The 24,015-nt window shown below is 42.9% G+C and carries 22 protein-coding genes; 1 reads left to right on the top strand and 21 read right to left on the bottom strand.

Annotation, left to right across the window (positions count from 1 at the left end; translation table 11 throughout):
• Positions 1-94: 94 nt before the first annotated feature.
• The 15 genes from ffh to GJU41_RS06555 all read right to left on the bottom strand — a co-directional run bounded on the left by ffh (position 95) and on the right by GJU41_RS06555 (position 17,859).
• Positions 95-1,438, bottom strand: coding sequence for a signal recognition particle protein (ffh, locus tag GJU41_RS06625; protein ID WP_070877224.1), 1,344 nt, complete (start codon positions 1,436-1,438; stop codon positions 95-97).
• Between the two features lie 12 nt (positions 1,439-1,450).
• Positions 1,451-1,783: a putative DNA-binding protein gene (locus tag GJU41_RS06620; protein WP_139149128.1), complete on the bottom strand. Its 333-nt coding sequence runs from the start codon at positions 1,781-1,783 to the stop codon at positions 1,451-1,453.
• A gap of 665 nt (positions 1,784-2,448) precedes the next feature.
• The gene (gene ftsY / locus GJU41_RS06615) at positions 2,449-3,438 is read right to left on the bottom strand and encodes a signal recognition particle-docking protein FtsY (protein ID WP_070879149.1); all 990 of its coding nucleotides are present in this window, start codon (positions 3,436-3,438) and stop codon (positions 2,449-2,451) included.
• 14 nt (positions 3,439-3,452) lie between these two features.
• The gene (gene smc, locus GJU41_RS06610; RefSeq protein WP_154318189.1) at positions 3,453-7,019 is read right to left on the bottom strand and encodes a chromosome segregation protein SMC; all 3,567 of its coding nucleotides are present in this window, start codon (positions 7,017-7,019) and stop codon (positions 3,453-3,455) included.
• A 422-nt stretch (positions 7,020-7,441) separates the two neighbouring features.
• Positions 7,442-8,173, bottom strand: coding sequence for a ribonuclease III (gene rnc / locus GJU41_RS06605; protein ID WP_070879147.1), 732 nt, complete (start codon positions 8,171-8,173; stop codon positions 7,442-7,444).
• A gap of 99 nt (positions 8,174-8,272) precedes the next feature.
• A complete protein-coding gene (acpP, locus tag GJU41_RS06600) occupies positions 8,273-8,506 on the bottom strand; it encodes an acyl carrier protein (RefSeq protein WP_070879146.1) in 234 nt (77 codons plus the stop codon).
• Positions 8,507-8,599: 93 nt separating this feature from the next.
• Complete coding sequence (fabG, locus tag GJU41_RS06595; protein ID WP_070879145.1) at positions 8,600-9,340, bottom strand: 3-oxoacyl-[acyl-carrier-protein] reductase; 741 nt, start codon at positions 9,338-9,340, stop codon at positions 8,600-8,602.
• The gene (fabD, locus tag GJU41_RS06590) at positions 9,340-10,284 is read right to left on the bottom strand and encodes an ACP S-malonyltransferase (protein WP_154318188.1); all 945 of its coding nucleotides are present in this window, start codon (positions 10,282-10,284) and stop codon (positions 9,340-9,342) included. The genes fabG and fabD overlap by 1 nt, the downstream gene beginning before the upstream one ends.
• 3 nt (positions 10,285-10,287) lie before the next feature.
• Complete coding sequence (gene plsX, locus GJU41_RS06585; RefSeq protein WP_070879143.1) at positions 10,288-11,298, bottom strand: phosphate acyltransferase PlsX; 1,011 nt, start codon at positions 11,296-11,298, stop codon at positions 10,288-10,290.
• Positions 11,282-11,881: a transcription factor FapR gene (gene fapR, locus GJU41_RS06580; RefSeq protein ID WP_070879142.1), complete on the bottom strand. Its 600-nt coding sequence runs from the start codon at positions 11,879-11,881 to the stop codon at positions 11,282-11,284. Before fapR ends, plsX begins: the two co-directional genes overlap by 17 nt.
• Positions 11,882-11,993: 112 nt before the next feature.
• Positions 11,994-14,027, bottom strand: a complete 2,034-nt coding sequence (recG, locus tag GJU41_RS06575) for an ATP-dependent DNA helicase RecG (RefSeq protein ID WP_396653203.1) — start codon at positions 14,025-14,027, stop codon at positions 11,994-11,996.
• A 7-nt stretch (positions 14,028-14,034) separates the two neighbouring features.
• On the bottom strand, positions 14,035-14,922 hold the full coding sequence (gene sdaAA, locus GJU41_RS06570) for an L-serine ammonia-lyase, iron-sulfur-dependent, subunit alpha (protein ID WP_070879140.1): 888 nt from the start codon (positions 14,920-14,922) through the stop codon (positions 14,035-14,037).
• Between the two features lie 36 nt (positions 14,923-14,958).
• Complete coding sequence (sdaAB, locus tag GJU41_RS06565) at positions 14,959-15,621, bottom strand: L-serine ammonia-lyase, iron-sulfur-dependent subunit beta (RefSeq protein ID WP_070879139.1); 663 nt, start codon at positions 15,619-15,621, stop codon at positions 14,959-14,961.
• Between the two features lie 181 nt (positions 15,622-15,802).
• Positions 15,803-17,479, bottom strand: coding sequence for a DAK2 domain-containing protein (locus GJU41_RS06560; protein WP_070879138.1), 1,677 nt, complete (start codon positions 17,477-17,479; stop codon positions 15,803-15,805).
• A 17-nt stretch (positions 17,480-17,496) separates the two neighbouring features.
• A complete protein-coding gene (locus tag GJU41_RS06555) occupies positions 17,497-17,859 on the bottom strand; it encodes an Asp23/Gls24 family envelope stress response protein (RefSeq protein WP_070879137.1) in 363 nt (120 codons plus the stop codon).
• A gap of 277 nt (positions 17,860-18,136) precedes the next feature.
• Between GJU41_RS06555 and rpmB the strand changes: the two genes are divergently transcribed.
• Complete coding sequence (rpmB, locus tag GJU41_RS06550; protein WP_070879136.1) at positions 18,137-18,325, top strand: 50S ribosomal protein L28; 189 nt, start codon at positions 18,137-18,139, stop codon at positions 18,323-18,325.
• A 208-nt stretch (positions 18,326-18,533) separates the two neighbouring features.
• On the opposite strand, the gene spoVM is transcribed toward rpmB, so the two are convergent.
• From spoVM to GJU41_RS06520, 6 genes are all read right to left on the bottom strand, one after another.
• Positions 18,534-18,614, bottom strand: a complete 81-nt coding sequence (spoVM, locus tag GJU41_RS06545) for a stage V sporulation protein SpoVM (RefSeq protein WP_003328987.1) — start codon at positions 18,612-18,614, stop codon at positions 18,534-18,536.
• Positions 18,615-18,752: 138 nt separating this feature from the next.
• Complete coding sequence (locus tag GJU41_RS06540; protein WP_154318187.1) at positions 18,753-19,394, bottom strand: thiamine diphosphokinase; 642 nt, start codon at positions 19,392-19,394, stop codon at positions 18,753-18,755.
• A gap of 324 nt (positions 19,395-19,718) precedes the next feature.
• The gene (gene rpe, locus GJU41_RS06535) at positions 19,719-20,366 is read right to left on the bottom strand and encodes a ribulose-phosphate 3-epimerase (RefSeq protein ID WP_070879133.1); all 648 of its coding nucleotides are present in this window, start codon (positions 20,364-20,366) and stop codon (positions 19,719-19,721) included.
• A gap of 2 nt (positions 20,367-20,368) precedes the next feature.
• Positions 20,369-21,253: a ribosome small subunit-dependent GTPase A gene (rsgA, locus tag GJU41_RS06530; protein WP_154318186.1), complete on the bottom strand. Its 885-nt coding sequence runs from the start codon at positions 21,251-21,253 to the stop codon at positions 20,369-20,371.
• 28 nt (positions 21,254-21,281) lie between these two features.
• Positions 21,282-23,258 carry a Stk1 family PASTA domain-containing Ser/Thr kinase gene (gene pknB / locus GJU41_RS06525; protein ID WP_070879131.1) on the bottom strand — a complete coding sequence of 659 codons (1,977 nt, stop codon included), beginning with the start codon at positions 23,256-23,258 and terminating at the stop codon, positions 21,282-21,284.
• Entirely contained in the window at positions 23,252-24,013 is a 762-nt protein-coding gene (locus GJU41_RS06520; RefSeq protein ID WP_070879130.1) for a Stp1/IreP family PP2C-type Ser/Thr phosphatase, read from the bottom strand. The genes pknB and GJU41_RS06520 overlap by 7 nt, the downstream gene beginning before the upstream one ends.
• Positions 24,014-24,015: the final 2 nt, after the last annotated feature.

Here is a 24,015-nt window from a genome sequence, read left to right as displayed (position 1 = left end):
TTTATAAAGCACCTCCGAAAATATTTCAACAAGATAGTATGATATCAATGAAAAAGCACTTTGTAAAGTGTTTTTTCTTAACACCTAAAAATTGTTACATAAACGGAAATTTCATTCCGCCTTTTTTCTTGCCTTTTGACATGCTCGTCATTTGTTTCATCATCTTTTTCATGTCTTCAAATTGCTTTAAGAGACGGTTTACTTCCGGGACGGTCGTTCCGCTTCCTTTTGCAATCCGCTTTCTGCGGCCAGAGTTGATGATTTCAGGATGCTGTTTTTCTTCCTTCGTCATCGAACGGATGATGGCTTCAACAGATCCGATCTGTTTTTCATCGACTTGAGCATTTTTTAACCCTTTAATTTTGTTTGCGCCAGGGAGCATTCCAAGAAGCTCATCAAGCGGTCCCATGCTGCGGACTTGTCCGAGCTGTTCGAGGAAGTCGTCAAATGTAAACGAAGCAGTCCTCATTTTTTGTTCAAGTTCTTTTGCTTTATCTTCATCCACATTGGCCTGTGCCTTCTCAATCAATGTGAGAACATCGCCCATGCCTAAAATACGGGATGCCATGCGTTCTGGATGAAATGCTTCAATTGCATCCAGTTTTTCACCAAGACCTACAAACTTAATTGGTGTTTGGGTTACAGATCTGATGGATAGTGCAGCCCCGCCCCGTGTGTCGCCATCAAGCTTTGTCAGGACTACGCCTGTTAAGCCGAGCTGATCATTGAAGCTTTGTGCTACATTTACGGCATCCTGTCCTGTCATTGCATCAACAACGAGGAAGATCTCATCAGGTTTTGATAATTCTTTTACCTGCTGAAGCTCATCCATCAGTGTTTCATCAATATGAAGACGGCCCGCTGTATCAATCAGAACGTAATCAAGATGTTCTTTTTTTGCATGCTCAATCGCCTGCTTGGCAATTTCAACAGGACTTACTTGATCACCCAGGGAAAAGACAGGCATATTCAGCTGTTTTCCAAGTGTTTCAAGCTGTTTGATGGCAGCAGGACGGTAAATATCTGCAGCGACCAACAGAGGATTGCGGTTATGTTTCTTTCGAAGCAGATTCGCAAGCTTTCCTGTTGTCGTTGTTTTACCGGCACCTTGCAGACCAACCATCATAATAACGGTTGGCGGTCTATTGGCGACGGCAATTTTGCTCTGTTCGCCGCCCATTAAAGCAGTCAGCTCTTCTTTAACAACTTTAATGACCTGCTGGCCAGGAGTTAAGCTTGTCATAACTTCCTGTCCTACTGACCGTTCGCTTACTTTTTTCACAAAATCTTTTACGACTTTAAAGTTAACGTCTGCTTCTAAAAGTGCTAATCGCACTTCACGCATCATTTCTTTTACATCAGACTCCGACACTTTGCCTTTGCCGCGGATTTTTGCGATTGTATTCTGCAGTCGGTCGGCTAATCCTTCAAATGCCATACATGCCGCCTCCTAATCTAATTTCTCCAGCGCCTCAATCAGCGTCAAAAGTGAACGTTCCTGATCAATCTTGAACGCTGCAGCTTTTAATTGTTCAATCAAATGTTGACGCTCTTGAAATTTTTGAAAAAGCAATAATTTGGTTTCATATTGCTCTAACATTGCCTCAGTTCGTTTTATGTTATCATACACGGCCTGCCGGCTAATGTCGTACTCTTCAGCAATTTCTCCCAAGGAGTAATCATCAAGATAATAAAGCGACATATAGCTTTTTTGCTTTGGTGTCAACAACGATTGATAAAAGTCAAACAGATAATTTACTCTCGTTGTTTTTTCAAGCATCACTCAGCGTCTCTCCTTTGTTAAGGGAATTGCCTTTACAAGTCATTAGTTTACAAGCTATTGAAATACATGTCAAGTTTTTTTCTTAACACTTAGAAAAGAGGAATCGCCCGTTTAGCGCAGGCAGACAGATAAGGATCAGCCAGTGAAGGCGCTTTTTGCCTTTGCTGGCGGAGCCGTTCTGGCCGAGGGGCTAGGAGGTGGAGCTGGACACCGAGAAAAGCGGAACCGACTGGTCAGACCCGACAGACAGATAAGGATCAGCCAGTGAAGGCGCTTTTTGCCTTTGCTGGATGATCCGTTCTGGCCGAGGAGTTGGGCGATGGAGCTAGACACCGAGAAAAGCGGAACCGACTGGTCAGACCCGACAGACAGATAAGGATCCGACAGAAAAGACGCTTTTTGCCTTTACTGGCGGATCCGTTCTGGCCGAGGGGCTAGGAGGTGAAGCTTGCCACCATGAAATGCGGAACCGTTCCCGAAACTCGTTTGCGGATAGCGGAAAGGAAGCCAGATAAAGTCCAGATACATCAACTAAATGCCATTTTCCTGTGATTTACAATGATTTCTTGGTCATTTTTCGGTATGCAGCCTACCATTTCTCAAGATAAGAAAAAACTGCCTCACCACAAGCCGTATTCACGGCTTCATGAGACAGTTTTCTCTGATTAGGCTTCTTCCACTAAATCAGCAAATAATCCATATACATACTGTTCAGCATCAAATTCCTGAAGGTCATCCATTTTTTCGCCGAGGCCGACAAATTTCACCGGTATGCTCAGTTCATTGCGGATGGCGAGAACGATGCCGCCTTTTGCCGTGCCATCAAGCTTCGTCAGGACGATGCCTGATACATCTGTCGCCTGAGAAAATTGTTTCGCCTGGACCATGGCATTTTGGCCAGTTGTTGCGTCAAGGACGAGCAGCACTTCATGAGGAGCGAAAGGAATTTCACGTTCGATCACGCGCTTCACTTTTTCGAGCTCTTTCATGAGGTTTACCTTATTTTGCAGACGTCCTGCTGTATCGCACAATAAGACATCTACTTTTCTTGCTTTAGCTGCCTGGACTGCATCAAACATGACTGCTGCGGGATCAGATCCGGCTGACTGCTTAATAACATCCACTCCTGTGCGCTCTCCCCAAACTTCCAGCTGTTCAATCGCACCAGCGCGGAATGTGTCTCCTGCAGCGAGCAGAACGGATTTGCCCTCGCTCTTAAGCTTGTGTGCAAGTTTTCCGATTGTCGTTGTTTTTCCAACACCGTTTACTCCGACAAACAGGACGACGTTTAATCGGCCTTCCTGAATATCAAGTTTTGGAGATTCAGCATCTTCCCCTTGATAGATGTCAACGAGCTTTTCTGAAATGACAGAACGCACATCTTTTGAATCTTGGATGTTGCGGCGCTTTACTTCTGTTTTCAGCTCATCAATCAATTCCATGACCGTTGATACGCCAACATCGGCACCGATCAAGACTTCTTCAAGCTCTTCAAAAAACTCTTCGTCTACTTTGCGGTAGCGGGCTACAAGATTATTCACCCGTTCTGAAAATGAAACCCGTGTTTTTGTCAGGCCGTCTTTAAATTTTTCCGGCGAAGAATCCGGCTCTTGCTGCTGTGTAAATTTCTCTTTTAATTTTTTTAAAAAACTCATTCAGCTTCTTCCTTTCATCCTGATTGCACAAATTCTTTTGTTTCTTCCAAGCGGACTGAAACCATCTTGGAAACGCCTGACTCCTGCATGGTGACGCCATACAGTACATCAGCATCTTCCATCGTGCCTTTGCGGTGTGTAATAACGATAAATTGTGTGTCTTTGCTGAATTTCTTCAGATATTGAGAAAACCTGTGGACATTTGCTTCATCAAGCGCTGCTTCGACCTCATCAAGGACACAAAATGGCACCGGACGGACTTTTAAAATAGAGAAAAGCAATGCAATTGCTGTTAATGCACGCTCTCCGCCTGATAAAAGACCGAGGTTTTGAAGTTTTTTTCCTGGAGGCTGAGCAACAATATCTACCCCTGTGTTCAGCAGATCATCTGGATTTGTAAGCCTGAGCTCTGCTCGGCCGCCTCCAAATAGCGCTTGAAAGACAGACTCAAAATGAGATCTGATTTGGGTGAAGGTATGATGAAATCTCTTTTTCATTTCTTCATCCATTTCCCCAATAACCTGATAGAGAGTGTCTTTGGCTTCTTGAAGGTCATTGCGCTGATCAGTCAGAAAATGGAATCGTTCTGAAACCCTTTCATATTCATCAATTGCTCCAAGATTGACCGTTCCAAGCTCTTCAATCGCAAGTTTAATGAGTTTTACCCGCTTGCGTGCCTCACCCGCATCAAGATCCAGAACATATTTTTCTTTGGCAGCTTCAAATGAAAGCAAGTATTCCGCGCGTAAATGATTCAGTCGATTATCAAGTTCTACATCGAATCGGTTTAATCTGACCTCTTCATCTTTTAGCAGATCTGAAAGCTGCTTATGCTGCCTGTTTAATTCTTTCACTTCCCGTTCAGAAACCTCAAGCTGATCCTGAAGTTTCAGGCGCTGATTTCGTCTGACGGAAATCAGTTCAATCGTCTTGTTTTTGTCTTCGCGTTTTTGACGGGCTGTTTCCTCTAATTTTTCTTCACCTGAAAAATTGGAATTCATTTCATCGTGCAGGAAATTCAAATCTTCCCGCGCTTCTGTCAGCTTTTTATGCTGATTATCAAGCTCAAGCTTTGTCCGATCTGCTTTTTCAAGCTGATTTTCGAGTGATTGCTTTTTGCTTGCTAAAACAACTTTCAGATCGGTCATCTCGTTTTGTACTTCTTCTTTTGAAGATTGCTGGGTTGTTTTTTGTGCAGATAATTCAGCAATAAGCTGATCAAGATTCTTCATTTTTTCCTGTGAAGCATCCAGCTGCACCGAAAGCTCTTCTTTCCGCTTTATCATTCTGGCCTCTTCAATCTGATATGATTCTTTTTCGGCATCATAAAGAGAAAGATGATTGTTTACATTCTTCTCGTTCATTTCCATCTCTCTCAGTTCGGACCGGACTGACTGTGTTTCAATCCGCAGCTGCTCTCCTTTTTCTCTTTGAAGTTCAACCTGCTGATCCAGAGCTGAAATTGAGTGCTTCAGTGATTTCACGTCTTCTTCAAGCTGACTTGTTTTGTCGCTCATTTCATTAAATTGCTTTTCAATTGTTTCTAATTCGCGGCTGCGGCTTAAGAGTGAATTGTTTTTTTGCTTGACGGCTCCGCCTGTCATCGATCCCCCGGGGTTTACGACGTCTCCGCCCACGGTAACGAAGCGAAAACGGTAGTTTAGCAGTTTAGCAAGTTCATTTGCACCCTTTAAATCTTCTGTGACAACGACTGTGCCGAGCAAATTAGATACAGCCTTCTGGTAGCGAGGGTCAAAAGAAACCAGATCTGAAGCAATTCCTTTAAAAGCACTGTGGCTTCTCAATGTTTGGAGATCATGCGCTGAAACGGCGCGTTCCTTCATGACAGTTAATGGCAGGAATGTCGCACGTCCAAACGCATTTTTCTTCAGATAAGAAATCGCTGTTCTTGCAGCTTGTTCGTCTTCAACTACCACATGCTGCGCAGCACCGCCAAGGGCAATTTCTACTGCTGTTTCATACTGCTTGTCCGTTGATATAAGCTCTGCAATGGCTCCATGAATGCCTTGAAGCTGATGGCGCTGCTTCAGGACTTCCTTTACACCTTGGAAAAATCCTGCGTAATCCTCCTGCATAGCCTCAAGCATTTCTTTGCGCGATTTTGTCTGCTGCAAATATTGATAGGCTTGATAAAGTGCCGTTTCTCTTTTTTGATAAGCTGCTTTGTCCTTCTCTAATTTTGCCTGTGCGGCACGGAAGGTTTTAATTTGTTCATCCAGCTGATCTTCAAGTAAAGAAAGCTTTGCTTTAAGTCTTCTCTTTTTCTCTTCAATTTCATTTCGTTCGTTAATGTACTTTTGATTTGCTTCTTTTAACCGGCCGGTTTTTTTTGTTTGCTGATCCATTTGATCATCTATGTACGTCATTTCATTTCTTGCCTGTGCCTGTGCATTCAGCAAATCAAAATATTCACTTTTGAGAGATTCAATTTTCTCTTCAATGTTCTGATCGTACGTTGACAGCAGTGTTTGTTTCTCCTGAAGCTGCTTTTTAAGATCGCTGACTTCTTTTTGGAGCTTTTCCAATAATGCTGACTGGGTTTTCTTTTCATTCTCAAGAGCTGCTGTCCGTTCAGATGCTTCTTCTATTATTTTTTGCAGCTGAGATTTATTCTGATGAGCATTTTTTTTGCGCTCTTTAAGAACTTCTTTGCGGCCTTCAAGCTTTTCGAGGTCCTCGCTTGCAAGAAGCAGCACTTGCTGAAGATCATTGATAGATTCGTCGAGTGCCTGGGACTGATCTCTGGTTTGTTCAATTTCAGCTTCTTTCTTTTGAACAGAGGCAAACAGACTGCTTTCTTGCAGTCTTCCATTCTCAACAGTCTGTGATAAAGACTCCCATTTTTTATGAAGCTCTTCAATTTCATAAACAGTGAGAGCTACTTCAAATTGCTCAAGCTCTTCTTTTTTTTCCAGAAAATCCTTTGCAATCGATGCCTGAATTTTAAGAGGCTCGACCTGGCCTTCAAGTTCATGAAGTATATCTTGAACACGATTAAGATTTTCCTGCGTTTCTGCTAATTTGAATTCTGCTTTTTTCTTTCGTGTTTTATATTTTAAAACACCTGCCGCTTCTTCAAAGATGCTGCGTCTTTCCTCCGCTTTGCTGCTGAGAATTTCTTCCACTTTTCCTTGGCTGATGATTGAAAAAGCTTCTTTGCCAAGTCCGGAATCCATAAAAAGATCGACAATATCTTTCAGCCGGCAAGACTGATTGTTAATATAAAAATCGCTTTCACCAGATCTGTATACTCTTCTCGTAACCGATACCTCATGATAATCGATCGGCAGAAACTGCTCCTCGTTATCAAGAGTGAGTGTAACCTCCGCCATATTTACGCCTTTTCTTGAGTCGCTTCCGGCAAAGATAATATCCTCCATTTTCGTTCCACGGAGTGACCTTGCCGACTGCTCGCCAAGCACCCATCTAATGGCATCGGTAATATTGCTTTTCCCGCTGCCGTTTGGTCCGACTACTGCGGTCACGCCTTTTACAAAATCTACATTCACCCGCTCTGCGAATGATTTAAATCCTACTATATCCAAACGTTTGAGGAACATTTAGGATCCTCCCTACTATTCTTTAAAATCAACCATATTCTATCATAATTCAGGGCAGTTTGTTTGAAAAGATAAAGCCCCTTCCCGCAATCCATCCAGATGCAGCGAACTATTAATAGAAATCTTGCACGAAACCTTTATTTGAAAAGCTGTTTTCGCATAGATTGTTGTTTTCGATTATAAATGTTGTCCGTTACTTTCCGCTACAGGAACTTGCTTTCCGAGGTCCGGCTGGGAGCCTCCTCGGCCCTGCCTGCGGGGTCTCCCATTTCCCTCTAATTTCCCGCAGGAGTCAAGTTTATCCGCCACAATTCACTTAAGATTTTAATATCTAGTCAAAAAGCAACAATGTTTACGAAAAGAGCCATTTGAAAACTGCCGGACATAAAGAGAACCCCCTGATTTCCGGGGGTTAATTCATCTTAATGAGGTTTCAGTTTTGTTAATGCTTCTTGCGCGGCATGCTGTTCAGCCGCTTTTTTTGATTTGCCGTTTCCGGTTCCGAGGATTTCTCCATTTAGAGAGACAGTGGCCACAAACTCGCGATTGTGGGCAGGGCCCTTCTCCTGAAGAATTTTATATTCCAAAGAACCTTTGCTGTCTCTTTGAACAAACTCCTGAAGCTGACTTTTAAAATCCATCACATGAGAAAAAGCACCATCATTAATTTTAGGAAATACACATTTTTCTAAAAAGGCAACGACAGGATCAAGCCCTGAATCCAAATATAATGCTCCAATAAATGCTTCAAAAACATCTGCCAGCAGAGCAGGTCTTGCTCTTCCGCCAGTCATTTCTTCACCTTTACCAAGCAATATAAGCTTTCCAAATGATAATTCATTTGCAAATGCTACAAGCGAAGGCTCACATACAATAGCCGCTCGGACCTTAGTTAAGTCCCCTTCGCTCATTGTTGGATATTTCTTAAATAAAAACTGAGAAATCGTTAATTCTAAAACCGCATCTCCTAAAAATTCCAGTCTTTCATTGTCCTCGTAAGGCTTTTTGCGATGCTCATTCACATAGGATGAATGTGTGAAGGCTTGATACAAAAGTCTTTCATTTTGAAATGTATGGCCAATTTGTTCTTGAAATTGTTTGAATTCTGCTTTTTTGACAAACGATCTTCTCTCTCTGTAATTCATCTTCGGCATAGGTACCTCCATCACTTAAACAACCGCATCTTTTCATTTTTGTTCCCATGTTTTAAAAGGGATAAAGCCCCGCTTTAAAACGGGACTTTAAATGCAACATTACTGTTGACTTTGTATGTAGTTCACAGCGTCACCCACTGTTGCAATTGTTTCTGCATCTTCATCAGAAATCTCCATGTCGAACTCATCTTCAAGTTCCATTACAAGTTCTACTACATCAAGGGAATCCGCACCTAAATCGTCTTTAAAAGAAGCTTCCATTTTTACTTCAGCCTCATCAACACCAAGACGGTCAACGATAATTTTCGTTACGCGAGCTAGTACATCTGCCATAACATTTCACCTCCCCTCAAAGTATTATAGTGTATATCCTATTAAAAAACTAGCCGAAATCAGAGAATCCAAAGCAAGACACAAAATTCTTTTTTACATGACCATTCCGCCATCAATATGGATCGTCTGCCCTGTGATATAGCTGCTTTTATCAGAAGCTAAGAACGTGACCGCATTTGAAATATCAGATGGCTCACCAAAGCGGGCAAGCGGAATTTGCTTCAGCATTTCGGTTTTTACTTCTTCAGTCAGTTTATCCGTCATATCGGTTGTGATAAACCCGGGTGCGATCGCATTGACTGTAATATTTCTCGATGAAAGCTCTTTAGCTGCTGTTTTTGTTAAACCGATTACACCTGCTTTAGCCGCTACATAATTCGCCTGGCCAGGATTTCCGCTTACACCGACGATCGATGCAATATTGATGATTCGGCCTTGACGCTGCTTCATCATTTGGCGTGTTACCGCTTTTGTCGTCAGAAAAACACCTTTCAAATTGATGTTGATGACATCATCCCACTCAGAGTCTTTCATTCTCATCAGAAGATTATCTTTTGTAATGCCGGCATTGTTTACTAGTATATCCAGTCTGCCAAATTGCTCAACTGTTGCTTTGACCATCGCAGCTACAGCCTCACTGTCGCTGACATCTGCCTGAACGGCAAATGCTTCTCTGCCGAGCGCTTTTATTTCATCGACAACTTCATTGGCTTTCGCTTCGCTTCCTGCGTAATTCACCGCTACATTTGCACCGTTTTGAGCCAGTTCAAGTGCAATTGCGCGGCCGATTCCTCTTGATGCACCAGTAACTAATGCCACTTTACCTTCAACCATTATTTGACCTCCCTGAGCTTTTCGATTGCAGCTTCGATTGATGCCAAGTCAGATACAGCAATCGTGTTTACCTTGCGATCGATTTTTTTCACTAATCCTGAAAGAACTTTTCCAGGCCCGATTTCAACGAAAGTCGTTACACCCTGTTCAATCATTTTACTTACTGATTGCTCCCATTTTACCGGAGAAAACAATTGTTCGACGAGCAGGTTCTTTATGTCTGCACTGCGTGTTACAGGTGCTGCTGTAACATTTGCCACTACAGGGACAGCTGCATCACTAAGGCTGACTTCATCAAGTATGCTTTTGAACTTTTCTACAGCAGGCTTCATCAGCTCTGAATGAAACGGTCCGCTCACATCAAGCGGGATTGCTCTTTTAGCGCCATTCTCTTTTGCTAATGCTGACGCCTTTTCTACACCTTCTGCCGTTCCTGAAATGACAATCTGTCCAGGGCAATTCAAATTCGCCAGCTGCACAGAGAAGCCATCGTTTGTGATTTGTTCTGTCACTTCATGCAGATCCTCTGAATTCATTCCAAGGATCGCCGCCATCGCTCCGACGCCAGCAGGAACAGCTTCGTTCATATATTCTCCGCGTTTTCTGACAGCATATACAGCATCTTCAAAGGAAAGGACTCCGCCTGCAACAAGTGCCGTGTATTCTCCAAGACTGTGTCCGGCAACAAAGTCAGGCTGAATTCCGCTTTCTTTGAATCTTTCCAAAACAGCGATGCTTGCTGTCAGCAGCGCAGGCTGTGCGTTGTATGTCAATGTCAGCTTTTCTTGCGGACCTTCAAAGATGATTTCAGAAAGCTGAAAACCAAGCTTTTCATCCGCAGCTGCAAACACGCTGCGCGATGCTTCCACTTCATCATATAAATCTTTCCCCATGCCGACAGTCTGTGATCCTTGACCTGGAAAAATAAAGGCTAGTTTACTCATATTCTATCTCCTCTCGAGGCCCCGAACAGAGTTCGTTTTCTCAATTGTTTGCTGAATTGTCTTGCAGACATCGTTGTTTACCATCTCGCGCGCCTGGCGGATTGCATTATAAACAGCGTTAGGGTCTGAAGAGCCGTGCGCTTTAATAACAGGAGCTTTCAGTCCGAACAATCCGGCACCGCCGTACTCGGAGTAATCCATTTTCCCTTTGATTTCTTTTAATTGCGGCTTTAATACAGCGGCTGCGAGTTTTGATTTCATATTGCTGGTTAAAGCTGACTTCAGCATTTTAAATACGGAAAGCGCCGTTCCCTCTACCGTTTTTAAAGCAACATTGCCGGTAAATCCGTCTGTTACGACAACATCTGCTACTCCGTCGAGCAAATCTCTCGCTTCAACGTTTCCAATAAAGTTAAGATCAGATTCTTTTAATAATTGAAAAGCTGCTTTTGTCAGTTCATTTCCCTTTTTGTCCTCTGTGCCGACATTCAGCAATCCTATTCTTGGATTTGCAAGTCCGCGGACCTTTTTGGCATAAATGGAGCCCATGATCGCGTATTGCTGCAAATGCTCAGGCTTTGCGTCAACATTTGCCCCAACATCAAGCATGAGGAATCCCTGTCCTTGGGTGGTAGGAAGTGTCGGCGATAATGCAGGCCGTTCAATTCCGTCAATTCTGCCTACAATAAATAGACCAGCTGTCATTAATGCTCCGGTGTTGCCTGCAGAAATACAGGCATCAGCCTGTCCTTCTTTTACAGCGTTTGCCATCAGCACCATTGATGCATCTTTTTTTCTTCTCACCGCTCTGACAGGTTCGTCTGTTGCTTCAATGACGGTATCCGTATGTACAATTGTGATTCTTTCCGGATTAGAAAGATGTTCTTTAATAAGAGTTTCTCTGCCGTATAAGGTAATCTCAATATCTTTAAATAGAGTGACAGCTTTCATTGCACCTTCTACGATAGCTTTAGGAGCGTTGTCCCCTCCCATTGCATCAATTGCGATCTTCATTGCTGAAACCTGCCTTTTTCATTGTTTTTGACCGGTACATTTCAAATGTGCCGGAGAAGACCAGCTCAGTTCCGACATAACTGTTTACATCGACCGTGGTTCTTCCTTTGTCTTCATCCATTTTTATCACTTTAGCTTTAGCAATTACTCTCTCTTTTTCTTTAACCTGCCTGGTAAAACGAATATTTGCCTTAGCTGTTAAAGCCAGTTCATCATCTATGACCGCAACTGCCAGTGAATTCGCCTGAGCAAATAAATGGTGGCCGCGGGCGATTTGGTTCCGGACAAACACGTGCTCTTTTTTCACTTCAAAGATAGAAATGGCAGAGGAATCAAGATCAAGGTCGATAATTTCGCCGATTACTTCTTCTAAAGGAAGTGATTTCACTTCATCGTCAAGCTGCTTGACGGCTACATGCTTAATCCGTTCACGAAGCTCCGGAATGGAAAGCTCAAGCCGGTCAAGCCTGATTGTCTGAATGCTGACACTGAATTTATCTGCTAACTCTTCGTCAGTAATAAAGGGTGTTTCATTTATAGTCTGCTGCAGCATCGACTGCCGCTCTTTTTTGGATTTTCTCATTTAGTCTGACACCGTCCGCACTCTTAAGACTAGGTACTAATAGTAGTATATAATCAAATAAAGCAGATTGCAAGGTCCAAATGCAATCTGCTTTCTCTATTGAAGTATTCTATTAATCTAATTTATCTCCATCAACAACCCCTGTTTGTTCAAGATACTCCCTGAGTTCCCTGTATTCTTCTGAGTGCCAGAAAGCATCGGATTGAACGAGCTTTGCCGCATCACTCCTTGCGGTTTCAAGCGCACGGTAATCATGAACCATATCAGCCACTTTAAACTCAGGCATTCCGCTTTGCTTCCTGCCAAAAAAATCTCCTGGCCCTCTGAGTTCCAGGTCTTTCTCTGACAGCTCAAAACCATCCGCTGTTTCTGTCATCACACGCATGCGTTCTTTGCCTGTTTCTGATTTCGGATCAGCAAGCAGGATACAGTATGACTGGGAGCTTCCTCTTCCTACCCGGCCTCTTAATTGATGGAGCTGTGAAAGTCCGAAGCGCTCTGCGTCATAAATCATCATTACTGACGCATTCGGTACATTGACTCCTACTTCAACAACGGTTGTGGAAACCAAAATTTGAACCAGGTTTTCACTGAACTCCCTCATCACTTCGTCTTTTTCCGCACTTGTCAGTCTGCCGTGCATCAGTCCCACATTCCATTTATCTTTATAAAAATGAACGAGTGTGCTGTGAACGTCGATTGCATTTTGAACATCAAGCTTATCGGATTCCTCAATAAGCGGGCAGATGACATAAGCCTGTCTTCCTGCCTGCAGTTCTTTATGAATGAAACGAAGGATGCGGTCCAGCATTTCGTGCTTCACCCAATACGTTTCTATTTGTTTTCGCCCAGCCGGAAGTTCGTCAATCACAGAGACATCCATTTCGCCAAATGCCGTGATGGCAAGCGTCCTTGGTATGGGTGTAGCTGTCATAAACAGGACATCCGGGTTTTCTCCTTTAGCGCGCAGCACTTTTCGCTGCTCAACACCAAAGCGGTGCTGTTCATCTGTAATCACGAGTCCAAGCTTTGCAAAATGGACATCTTGCTGAATCAGGGCATGCGTTCCGACAACAAATTGGATTTCGCCATCTGCAACTCTCTGAAGGAGTTCTCTTCTTTTTTTTCCTTTCACCGAGCTGGTAAGCAAGGCGACAGTGACAGGGAAGCGTCTGAAGATTTCCGCAAGCGATTCTGCATGCTGCTCTGCCAGAATTTCTGTCGGCACCATCAATGCAGCTTGATAGCCGGATAAATGAGCGGCATACATAGCAATGGCCGCAACAACTGTTTTACCTGAGCCCACATCTCCCTGAAGGAGGCGGTTCATGCGGTAGTTTGACTTCATGTCAGTTAAGATTTCTCCGACTACCCTCTGCTGAGCATTAGTTAGAGGAAAAGGAAGAGATTCAGTAAATCCATCTAATTGCAATGGATCGATCTGATGGATAATTCCATGAGACTGCTCACGCTGAAATTTTCGCAAAGCCTGCATTTTCAGCTGAAAAAGAAGGAATTCCTCATAGACAAAATATCTTCTTGCATGCTTTAAATCCTCGTGCTTCAAAGGGTGATGCATCGTAAAAATGGCTTCTTTTTTTGCAGGCAGACGATACGCGGCCATCAGCTGCACAGGAATCATATCCGTGATGGCAGATGCGTATTGACTAAGAGCCTGATTGATGAACTTTCTCATCGTTTTGACCGTGATCTTTTCTTTTACTGAGTACACCGGTTCGATTTCATGCTGCTTTGCCTGAGGACCAAATACGATTTCACTGACTGAAATCGTCTGGCGGTGCTTGTCCCATTTTCCCGAAATCGTGATGGTGGACTGCAGCGCAAGCTTCTTTTTGTAATACGGGCGGTTAAAAAACACCGCACTGATTAAGTATCTTCCAACAAGAACCCGGACAGTCAGCCTTGATTTCTTTTTGCCGAAAAAGGCAAGAGAAGGTTCACTATGAACCTTCCCCTCGACTGTCACCCGTTCATCATGCTGTACTTCCGCTAAGTCCTTCAGGCGATAATCTTCATAACGATATGGCAAATATTCAATTAAATCTTTTACAGTATAAATGCCCATTCCATTCAAGATTTCTTCTGACTCAGCTCCTATCCCCTTTACGGCACTGACAGGCTGCATGAGGGTATTAGCCGCGTTCATTAAGCGAGATCCCAAAAATTTTCGCCTCGAGTTCACGGCCGGTCGGAGTGGCCGCGAGTCCGCCCTGAGCTGTTTCTTTAAGAGCAGTCGGCATCGATTGGCCGATGCGGAACATTGCATCAATCACCTCATCACACGGGATGCGGCTCGTAATGCCTGCTAAAGCCATGTCAGCCGCGATCATAGCATTTGCTGCACCCATAGCATTTCTTTTTACGCATGGAACTTCTACTAAACCGGCAACCGGATCACAAACAAGTCCAAGCATATTTTTCAGAGTAATTGCCATCGCCTCTGCAGCCTGACTAGGCGTCCCGCCTGCCATCTCAGTTATTGCAGCCGCAGCCATGCCTGAAGCAGATCCGACTTCAGCCTGACAGCCGCCGGCAGCTCCGGAAATAGATGCGTTATTGGCAACCACAAAGCCAAAAGCACCAGAAGTAAACAGAAAATCAATCATTTGTTCTCTGCTTGGATTTAATTTCGCTTTTACCGCAAAAAGAGTTCCCGGAACAACGCCCGCCGATCCTGCAGTAGGGGTTGCGCAAATGGTTCCCATTGCTGCATTCACTTCGTTTGTGGCAACCGCTTTACTGACGGCATCCAGAATAATTTCTCCTGAAAGGAAATTCCCCTTTTGGATATATGCCTGCATGAGAACGGCGTCTCCTCCAGTCAGCCCTGAATGAGATTTCACACCTGCAAGTCCCTTTTCAACAGCTTGTTCCATGACCGTTAAATTCTGATCCATCATGGACAAAATATGCTCGCGCGTTCTGCCGGTCATTTCCATTTCCTGCTGAATCATAATTTCTGCTATTTTAACGCCCTTGCTTTCAGCAAGTTCGACTAGTTCTGCTACATTTCGAAACATGTTTTTTCCCCCAGTCACATCACTGCTTATATTGGCTTAATCTGCTATTTTTGTTACTTGAAGAATATTCGGCAGTGTTTTAAGTTCATCCAATACAGCGATATCGATGTTTTGATCCACTTCAATTGTCATTAGAGCAAGCTTGCCTTTTTCCTTGCGCGCCACATTCATATGCCCAATATTAATCGCATATTTTGCGAGAACATTCGCTACAGCAGCAATGGCGCCAAAACGGTCGTTGTGAACAACTAATATGGCAGGATGATTTCCTGATAATTTCAGTTCAAACCCATTCAGTTCAGTGATTTCAATTTTCCCGCCGCCGATCGAGATTCCTACAAGCTCAAGCTGGCCTTGATCATCACCGATAATGACACGCGCCGTATTCGGGTGATCCGTTATCGCTTCTTCTTCTGTGAAGGTTACTTTCATTCCTTTTTGATCTGCAATCTCTAAAGATGTTTTGATTCTTTCATCAAATGTATCAAAGTCAAGCAAGCCGCCGATAATGGCTACATCTGTGCCATGGCCTTTAAATGTTTTGGCAAACGAGCCGTAAAACGAAATCGCCGCCCACTTCGGCTCTCTTCCAAACAGGCTCCGTGCCACTCTCCCGATTCTTGCAGCCCCTGCAGTATGCGAGCTTGACGGGCCGATCATAATGGGTCCAATGATATCAAATACACTTCTATATTTCATAAAATCCCCCTAAGCTTAGAAAAAAGTTACTGAAAAAAAATCTTATTCTCCCCCCTGCTCAGTTTACCAGAAAATGATCCATTGCGAAAACGTAATCATAATGGAAAAAAAGTTCAGGAAAGCTAATGAAATTTCAGCTTACATAAGAAATAGAAGGGGGATCCCCTTCTATATTTTTGTTTTATTCAATTGAAAAAATGTAAGAATATAAAGGCTGTTCACCTTTATGAACTTCTACTTCTATTTCTTCATAAGTTTCTTCGATGAATTGCACCAATTCCTGCAGTTCATCATCAGCAGCATCTTCACCTTGAAGAATTGTAAGAATTTCATCATCTTCTGAAATCATCGTTTCAAGAAGCTTTTTCGCAGAGGCTAATTGGTTTGTGTCTTTTGTAACAATTTTGCCATTTGCAATTCCCATGAAGTCTCCCTTTTCAATATCAAGTCCATCAATATTCGTATCGCGGACAGCGTACGTAATTTGACCTGTTTTGACAGAGCCAAGGGCATCTTTCATGATTTCTTCATTATCTTCTGCAGATCCCGCGGGATTGAATGCAAGCAATGCAGCCATTCCTTGAGGCACTGTTTTTGAAGGTATAACGATTACGTGATCATCAACAACAGAAGCCGCCTGCTGAGCAGCCATGACAATATTTGAATTGTTAGGCAGAATGATCACATTCTCTGCATGAACATCTTTAATGGCCTGAACAATATCTTCAGTGCTCGGATTCATCGTTTGTCCGCCTTCAATGACAGAATGAGAGCCGATGCTTCTGAAAAGATCAGCAATGCCTTTTCCCATTGTCACGGTAACGATGCCGTATTTTTGTTTTTCTTTCTTTGTGGAAACAGGTTCAGCAGCAGGCATAGACGGAGCGTCATCAAGCAAGCTTGTGTGCTGCTGGCGCATGTTTTCTATTTTCATGTTGATCAGGCTTCCATAACGCTGTGCATATGTAAGAACCTGGCCAGGATATTCTGCGTGGATATGTACTTTAACGATTTCTTCATCAGCAATGACTAATAAAGAATCACCGTGCTCGCTGAGATCCTGTCTGAACGTCTCTTCAGTAAAAGCGTCTTTATCATCTTCAAACCGCACCATAAATTCCGTACAGTAGCCAAATTCAATGTCTTCTGTATTGATGTGGGAAGCTACACTTTTGTGATGTTCAGCACTTACGAGATCCGTCATCGAAGCAGTAACCTTAATATTTGACACCTTTTCGCCTCTTAGTTCGGCAAGGAAACCTTCATAAACAAATACAAGTCCCTGGCCGCCGCTGTCGACTACTCCAACTTCTTTAAGGACAGGCAATAAATCCGGCGTTCTCTCCAAAGATGCTTTAGCTTCTGTTAAAATCGCTTCCATTAATAGATCGATTGAAATAGATGAATCAGCTTCAATTGTATCAACCGCTTTTTTGGCAGAGTCTTTCGCAACGGTTAAAATCGTACCCTCAACAGGTTTCATTACCGCTTTATACGCAGTATTTACACCAGCCTGAAGTGCGTTTGCAAAATCAGCGCTTGTAATCGTGCTTTTTGATTCGATCGCTTTTGAAAAACCTCTGAACAGCTGAGACAGAATAACACCTGAATTTCCGCGGGCTCCCATTAATAAACCTTTTGAGAGTGCTGCACCGACTTTGCCGATGTGTTCAGATACATGATTTTGAACCTCTTTCGCACCTGAAGTCATCGAAAGGTTCATATTTGTTCCAGTATCTCCATCCGGAACAGGAAAAACGTTTAATGCATCAACGTATTTTGCATTGTTAGACAGGTGTCCTGCCCCCTGCAAAATCATTTCTGCAAAACGTTTTCCATCTAAAGTTGTAATTGACACGGACTTTTTCCTCCTTACTACGGGTTCGTTACACGAACACTCTGAACAAAAATATTGACTGAATCAACAGCTAGTCCAACTGTTTTATCCAGTGTGTACTTCACTTTCGTTTGAACATTATGAGCCACTTCAGAGATTTTAGTTCCGTAGCTGACGATAATGTACATATCAATATTGATATGATCCTCTTCTTGACGGACAATAACTCCGCGGCTGAAATTTTCTTTTCTTAAGATCTCAGTGATTCCGTCTTTGATCTGATTTTTTGACGCCATTCCGACAATGCCATAACAGTCTATTGCTGCACCGCCTGCAACCGTTGCAATGACTTCGTTGGATATGTCAATTTGTCCGTACTTTGTTTTCATCTCAATGGACATGATTGTTCCCCCTTTGGAATTGTTCGCATAGGCTAAAGCTATTTTACTATATTCAAGCGATTTTTAAAAGTCATTCTATATCACTGACGCGGGACATCTTACCCTATAGTATTATTCAGCATCAATTATTCATGTATGTCAAGGAAAAATTCTTGAAAGCAAAAGCAAGAACTATTGCATTCCGAAAGGAGTTGTGATAAATTATTAAAGTATCTCATGACAAACAAGATTAGTATGTTTGAATTGGAAAGGTTTTTTGCAGTTAGGAGGGAATACGATGGCACGTAAATGCGTAATCACAGGTAAAAAAACACGTTCTGGAAACACACGTTCTCACGCAATGAACGCTTCAAAACGTACTTGGGGTGCTAACCTTCAAAAAGTACGTATCTTAGTTGACGGCAAACCAAAACGCGTATATGTATCTGCTCGAGCTTTAAAATCTGGTAAAGTTGAGCGTGTTTAATCAAAAGCTTTAAGCTTTTGACCCGTTCATTTCTATAGATTTTCGAAACGAATTCAGGACGGGATTTAAAACATATGAAAAAAGCACCGCTTTGCGCGGTGCTTTTTTTATATTCTCAAAGCCTTGGGAAATGGCCCAACAAGGCAAAAAGCGCCTTCTTAGGCCATTTATATATACCTTAATGACCAGGGCGCTTTGCTTTAGGTATTTAGTCTTTTTTAAATGATCCCAGCATCGCCCGAACGATGCCACCTAAAAACTTCGGTAATTTAATCGTATAAAATTTCATACTTTCCCTCCTCAGCCATTCGTTCAAAATGATGATGAAAGATTCAGCGGATCTGTTTTTTCATTCTTCATCGTATGCGAAGCAAGTGCAGCCCCGATTATTTTTTTAAACATCATAGTTTAAAAAACGCTTCAGAAGTTATTCATCAGTACTTCTTACCATCATTAATATGCCTTGCTCAAACGAAAAAGTACCGAACGAAAGAATAAGTTCATTACTAATACATAGTGTAGAGCCAAGCTTAATATGACAATTTGAAAGCGGATATTTAAAGCCAAGAAGGGTAATGCCTTTTACTTCACCGCTTACAGGAAGAAACGAAATATACGGATGACTGCTTTCTCTTTCAATATGATAAGTGCCTGGCAAATGCACTGTTATTTCATTCGTATGATCAATGATTTTAATCGGTGCATCCGGATACTTTGCAAGCAGCTGGGTATTTGCAAGAAAATGATCCAGTCTTCCCCCTGTTGAACCGAATAAAAAAACTTCATAGGGTTCCTGCAAAATTGCCCATTCTAAAGCAATCTCCGTATCGGTTTGATCTTTTTCTGACGGAAACAAGTCCATTTCAAGAGACGATTGCGCTAAATCCTCACGTTCATGATCTGAAATGGAATCAAAGTCTCCAAAAGCTCTGTCGGGGTTAATGCCTGCTTCCTGCAGGAAGATGACTCCCCTGTCAACACCAATCCAGATAACAGAATCCTTGTCATAGCTTGCTAAAGATGGAATATACCTTTTCGGTCCGCCTGCAACAATGTAGATTGATTTCATTTCACTCACCTTACCTAATTTACATAATAATATTATTTTATAATGCGCAAACTTTCAAAAAAGAGGCTGTCCAGAAAGTCTGGTTTCACAAAAATTGTTGTTTTCGATTATAAATGTTGTCCGTTCCTTTCCGCTCCAGGAACTTGCTTTCCGCGGGGAGCGTGGAAGCCTCCTCGGCGAGCCTGCGGGGTCTTCCATTTCGCTCTAATTCCCGCAGGAGTCAAGTTCCTTCCGCTGCAATCCACTAAGGTTTACAACATTTAGTCTCAAAAGAAAAATGTTTACGGAAAGAGCCTTTAAAAAAAGAACCGCAAAAAGCGGTTCTTAAGCATTTCTTATTTCACGAATGGCTTTCATGCGATCCTGCTGATTGTATATAGCGGAACCGGCAACAAGGACATTTGCTCCTGCCTCAATGCAAAGCTTGGCTGTCTCTGCATTTACTCCGCCATCCACTTCAATTTCCGTATGCAATCCGCGGTCCTTCACCATTTCTGCTACTTCAGTGATTTTCGGCAGTACAGAATGAATAAAGGATTGACCGCCGAACCCTGGATTCACGGTCATAAGAAGAACCATATCAAGTTCGTCTAGGACGTGTTTAATGACATCGACCGGTGTATGAGGATTAAGAACTACCCCCGCTTTTACACCTTCAGACTTGATCAGCTGAATGGTCCGGTGCAGATGAGGGCATGCTTCTGCATGAACAGTAATGATATCCGCACCCATTTTAGCAAATGTACCGATGAAAGCGTCAGGATTCTCAATCATTAAATGAACATCTAAAGGGAGCTTTGTAACCGGTCTGATCGCTTCAACAATCAGCGGTCCGATTGTGATATTAGGTACAAAATGGCCATCCATCACATCGACATGAATATAATCCGCTCCCCCTCTTTCAACATCCTCAATTTCTGCTCCAAGGCGGGAAAAGTCAGCTGAAAGAATCGATGGTGCAATTTTAATCATGGTTAGTACCTCGGCTTTCTATCCTTAATTTCTTCAATAAAACTCAAATAATGGTCATACCGGTATTTCGGGATTTCTCCATTTTCCACTGCCGTCTTAACCGCACATTTCGGCTCTGACACATGTGTGCAGGCTCTGAATTTGCATTGATCGCTTTTTTCTCTCATTTCCGGAAAGCAATACGAAAGATCTTCAACTTCAATATTCATAAATTCCAATGAACTGAAGCCAGGTGTATCTGCAACTAGTCCAGATCCGACAGGAATAAGCTCTACATGCCTTGTCGTATGCTTTCCTCGGCCCAAATGGGCAGAGATATCGCTCGTTTTAAGGGCAAGTTCAGGGCGCAGCACATTTAAAAGAGATGATTTTCCCACACCGGACTGTCCGGCAAATACCGAGATGCGGTCATTTAACAATGGCAGCAGCTCGGCAATGCCATCAGCTTCAAGTGTAGAAGTCAGCCTCACTTCATATCCCATTCTGCGGTAATCATCCGCATAGGCAAAAATCTCATTCTTTTGTTTCTCATCTTCAATCAAATCCGTTTTGCTGATGCAAATAATCGGCTCAATCTCGTTCGATTCAATAAGGACTAAAAAGCGGTCCAGCAGCACCGTGCTGAAATCAGGCTCAACAGCTGAAAATACAAGGATGGCCTGATCGACATTTGCAATCGGCGGACGCACTAGCTCGTTTTTTCTGTCCAGTACCTCCTGGATGGTGCCTTCCCGTTCATTTTCGTAATCATAAATGACTTCGTCGCCAACGAGCGGAGTTACTTTATTTTTACGGAAGACTCCGCGTCCGCGGCACTGAATCGTCCGCTCTCCATCAAGACAATAATAAAATCCGCTTAACGCTTTAATAATTTTGCCTTTAGGCATACATTTCCTCCTTGATTGCTGCAGACAATTACTCAGGGTATGGAATAATTTCAGATTTCACTACCCTCTTGTCGATGATAACCTGATAAAACGCTTTATCACCAGGTGCAATCGAAAATTCTATTTCACGTGAAGTGTTCTCAGTGGTCGTAAACGTTTCGTACTCATCTGAAATAGAATGCTCCGCATCATCTATGTTGATACTGACCTCGGCTGGCTGTCCAGCAAGCTCGGGCGGATAAGGAATTTCGATTATTCTCTTCACTTTTTGGTTTGGTTTTTGTTCTGCACCAAGGGAGACTGTCACTTCAAGTGTCTCTCCAGGGAGAACTTTTTCAGATGGGGCAGGAGACTGGGAAATGACTTCACCTTTATTGACTGTGTCTGAATAAACATCTTTCCTGACTAATTCCAGATCATTTTCTTCAATATAAGCGTTCAGAGCTTCCTCTGAGTAACCTGTCAAATCCTGCAGTTCAAATTCCTCTGGTCCCTTGCTTACCGTTAACACCAGCTCATCTTCTCCTGGAATGACCTCAACTCCAGGTTCAGGGTCCTGTTCTAAAATCGTTCCCGCTGCTGCTTCATTAAATTCTTCTTCAATTTTTATATTTGTAAACCCTTTTCTTTCAAGAAGATCACGGACCCGGTTAATATCACGGTTCACATAATCATCGAGCTCTACCTTCTCTTTGCCGGAGCTTTCATAGATGATGATTGTATCTCCTTCTTTTACCGTTTTGCCCGCTTCAGGTTTTGTTTTGACAACATAACCTTCCTGTATTTCTTCATCTTCAATTAAAATAGGGTCATCCACGACAAATTTTTCAGCAAGGAGCTCTTTAACCGCATCTTCATACTGCATTCCCGATAAATCAGGCACCTCAACATCCTTTGGCATAAGCAGCGGTGGAACAACAGTTACAGCTGCAACGCTTGCTACTAAAAGCAAAAGAAAGATTGTCAGAATAATCATGCCGGCTTTGTTCTTTTTCTTCTTTTCTTTTTTGCCTTTTTTATTTGCCTCTTTTACCGGCTTTTTTGTTTCATCTGTTCCTATGTTCTCAGGAGCGCGGACCATCGTATCGTCGGTCTTTTCATACATATTAGAATCCGTTATGATCGGAATCGCTTTTGTGGCTTCATTATCTTCCGGAATGACGAATTTCTCTTCGTTAAGCCGTTCTGGCTTCAGGGCAGTTGTAATATCTTCTTCCATCTCTTCAGCGGATTCATATCTGTGAAAAGTATCCTTGGCCATTGCCTTTAAAATGATATTCTCCACACTCTGCGGGATTGTGGCATTCCACCGTTTAGCAGAAGGTGTTTCTGACTGCAGATGTTTCAGCGCAATGGAAATGGCAGATTCTCCGTCAAAAGGAAGTCTGCCTGTAAGCAGTTCAAAAAGAACGATACCGAGGGAATAAATATCTGATTTTTTATTCGCCATTCCTCCTCGCGCCTGCTCTGGCGATAAATAATGAACAGAGCCCAGCACAGAGTTCGTCTGGGTAATTGTCGTAGAACTGAGTGCCATCGCGATGCCAAAGTCAGTTACCTTCACATTTCCATGCGGATCGATCAGAATATTGTGCGGCTTAATGTCACGATGAACGATATGATTTTCATGGGCGTGTGCGATCGCGGATACGATCTGCTCCATGATATTTAAAGCTTCTCTTGGATGAAGGGGTGCATATTGCTGTATGTATTGTTTTAACGTATTGCCTTCAACGTACTCCATGACGATGTAATAGATGCCATCCTCTTCCCCAACATCAAAAATACTGACGATATTCGGATGGGCAAGGCTTGTTGCTGATTGAGCCTCTCGTCTGAATCGCTTAATAAATTCATCATCATTTGAAAAATCAAATCTTAGGACTTTCATTGCAACATCGCGATCTAAGATCATATCCCGCGCCAAATATACGTTTGCCATTCCTCCGCCGCCAATAACCCGAAGAATTTTATACCTGCCGCTTAATCGCTTGCCAATTAACACGTCTGATCACCCTCTTTGATTTCAGACGGCTGTTTGACGATGACGAGTGAAATATTATCCTCTCCTCCATTATCATTTGCCTGTTTGACCAAAGATAATGCGATTTCCTCAAGTGATCTGAGAGAGGTAAGCGTCTGCTTCATTTCACTCTCGCCAACTTTGTTGGATAGTCCATCGGAACATAAAAGCAGAATATCTGATTCCTCAAGACAAATGGATGTCAGATCAAGTTCAACGTGTTCTTCTGTCCCTAAAGCCCTTACAAGAACATTTTTTCGGGGATGATGTTCTGCATCTTCCTTTGAAATCTGTCCTGAACGCACGAGTTCATTTACAAGTGAATGATCCTCGGTTATTTGTTTAAAACCGTCAGTGTTGCATAAGTAACCCCGGCTGTCGCCGATATGACCGATTGTGGCAAAGCTTTCTGTGCAGATTGCCGCAACTACAGTTGTCCCCATTCCTTTGCAGTCTGGATGTGTCAATGCATGTTCAAGCAAAATAGCATTCACTTTTTCGATATGCTCTTTCAGCCAATGTACAGCAAGGTCAGGGGAAGAAATGCGGGAAGCTGATTCCCACATTTCTTTCAAAGTCGCAATGGTCATTTGACTTGCAACATCCCCTGCTAAGTGACCTCCCATACCATCTGCAACAACCGCGAGCACATCTCCGTCTTCATTTTTATAGACGCCAACACTGTCTTCATTATGCTGCCTTACTTTTCCCCTGTCTGTTACAATAACGGTTTCCATGA

It is taken from the genome of Metabacillus idriensis, assembly GCF_009674765.1.
Lineage (GTDB): Bacteria > Bacillota > Bacilli > Bacillales > Bacillaceae > Bacillus_P > Bacillus_P idriensis.
This window is presented reverse-complemented; position numbering and strand designations above follow the sequence as displayed.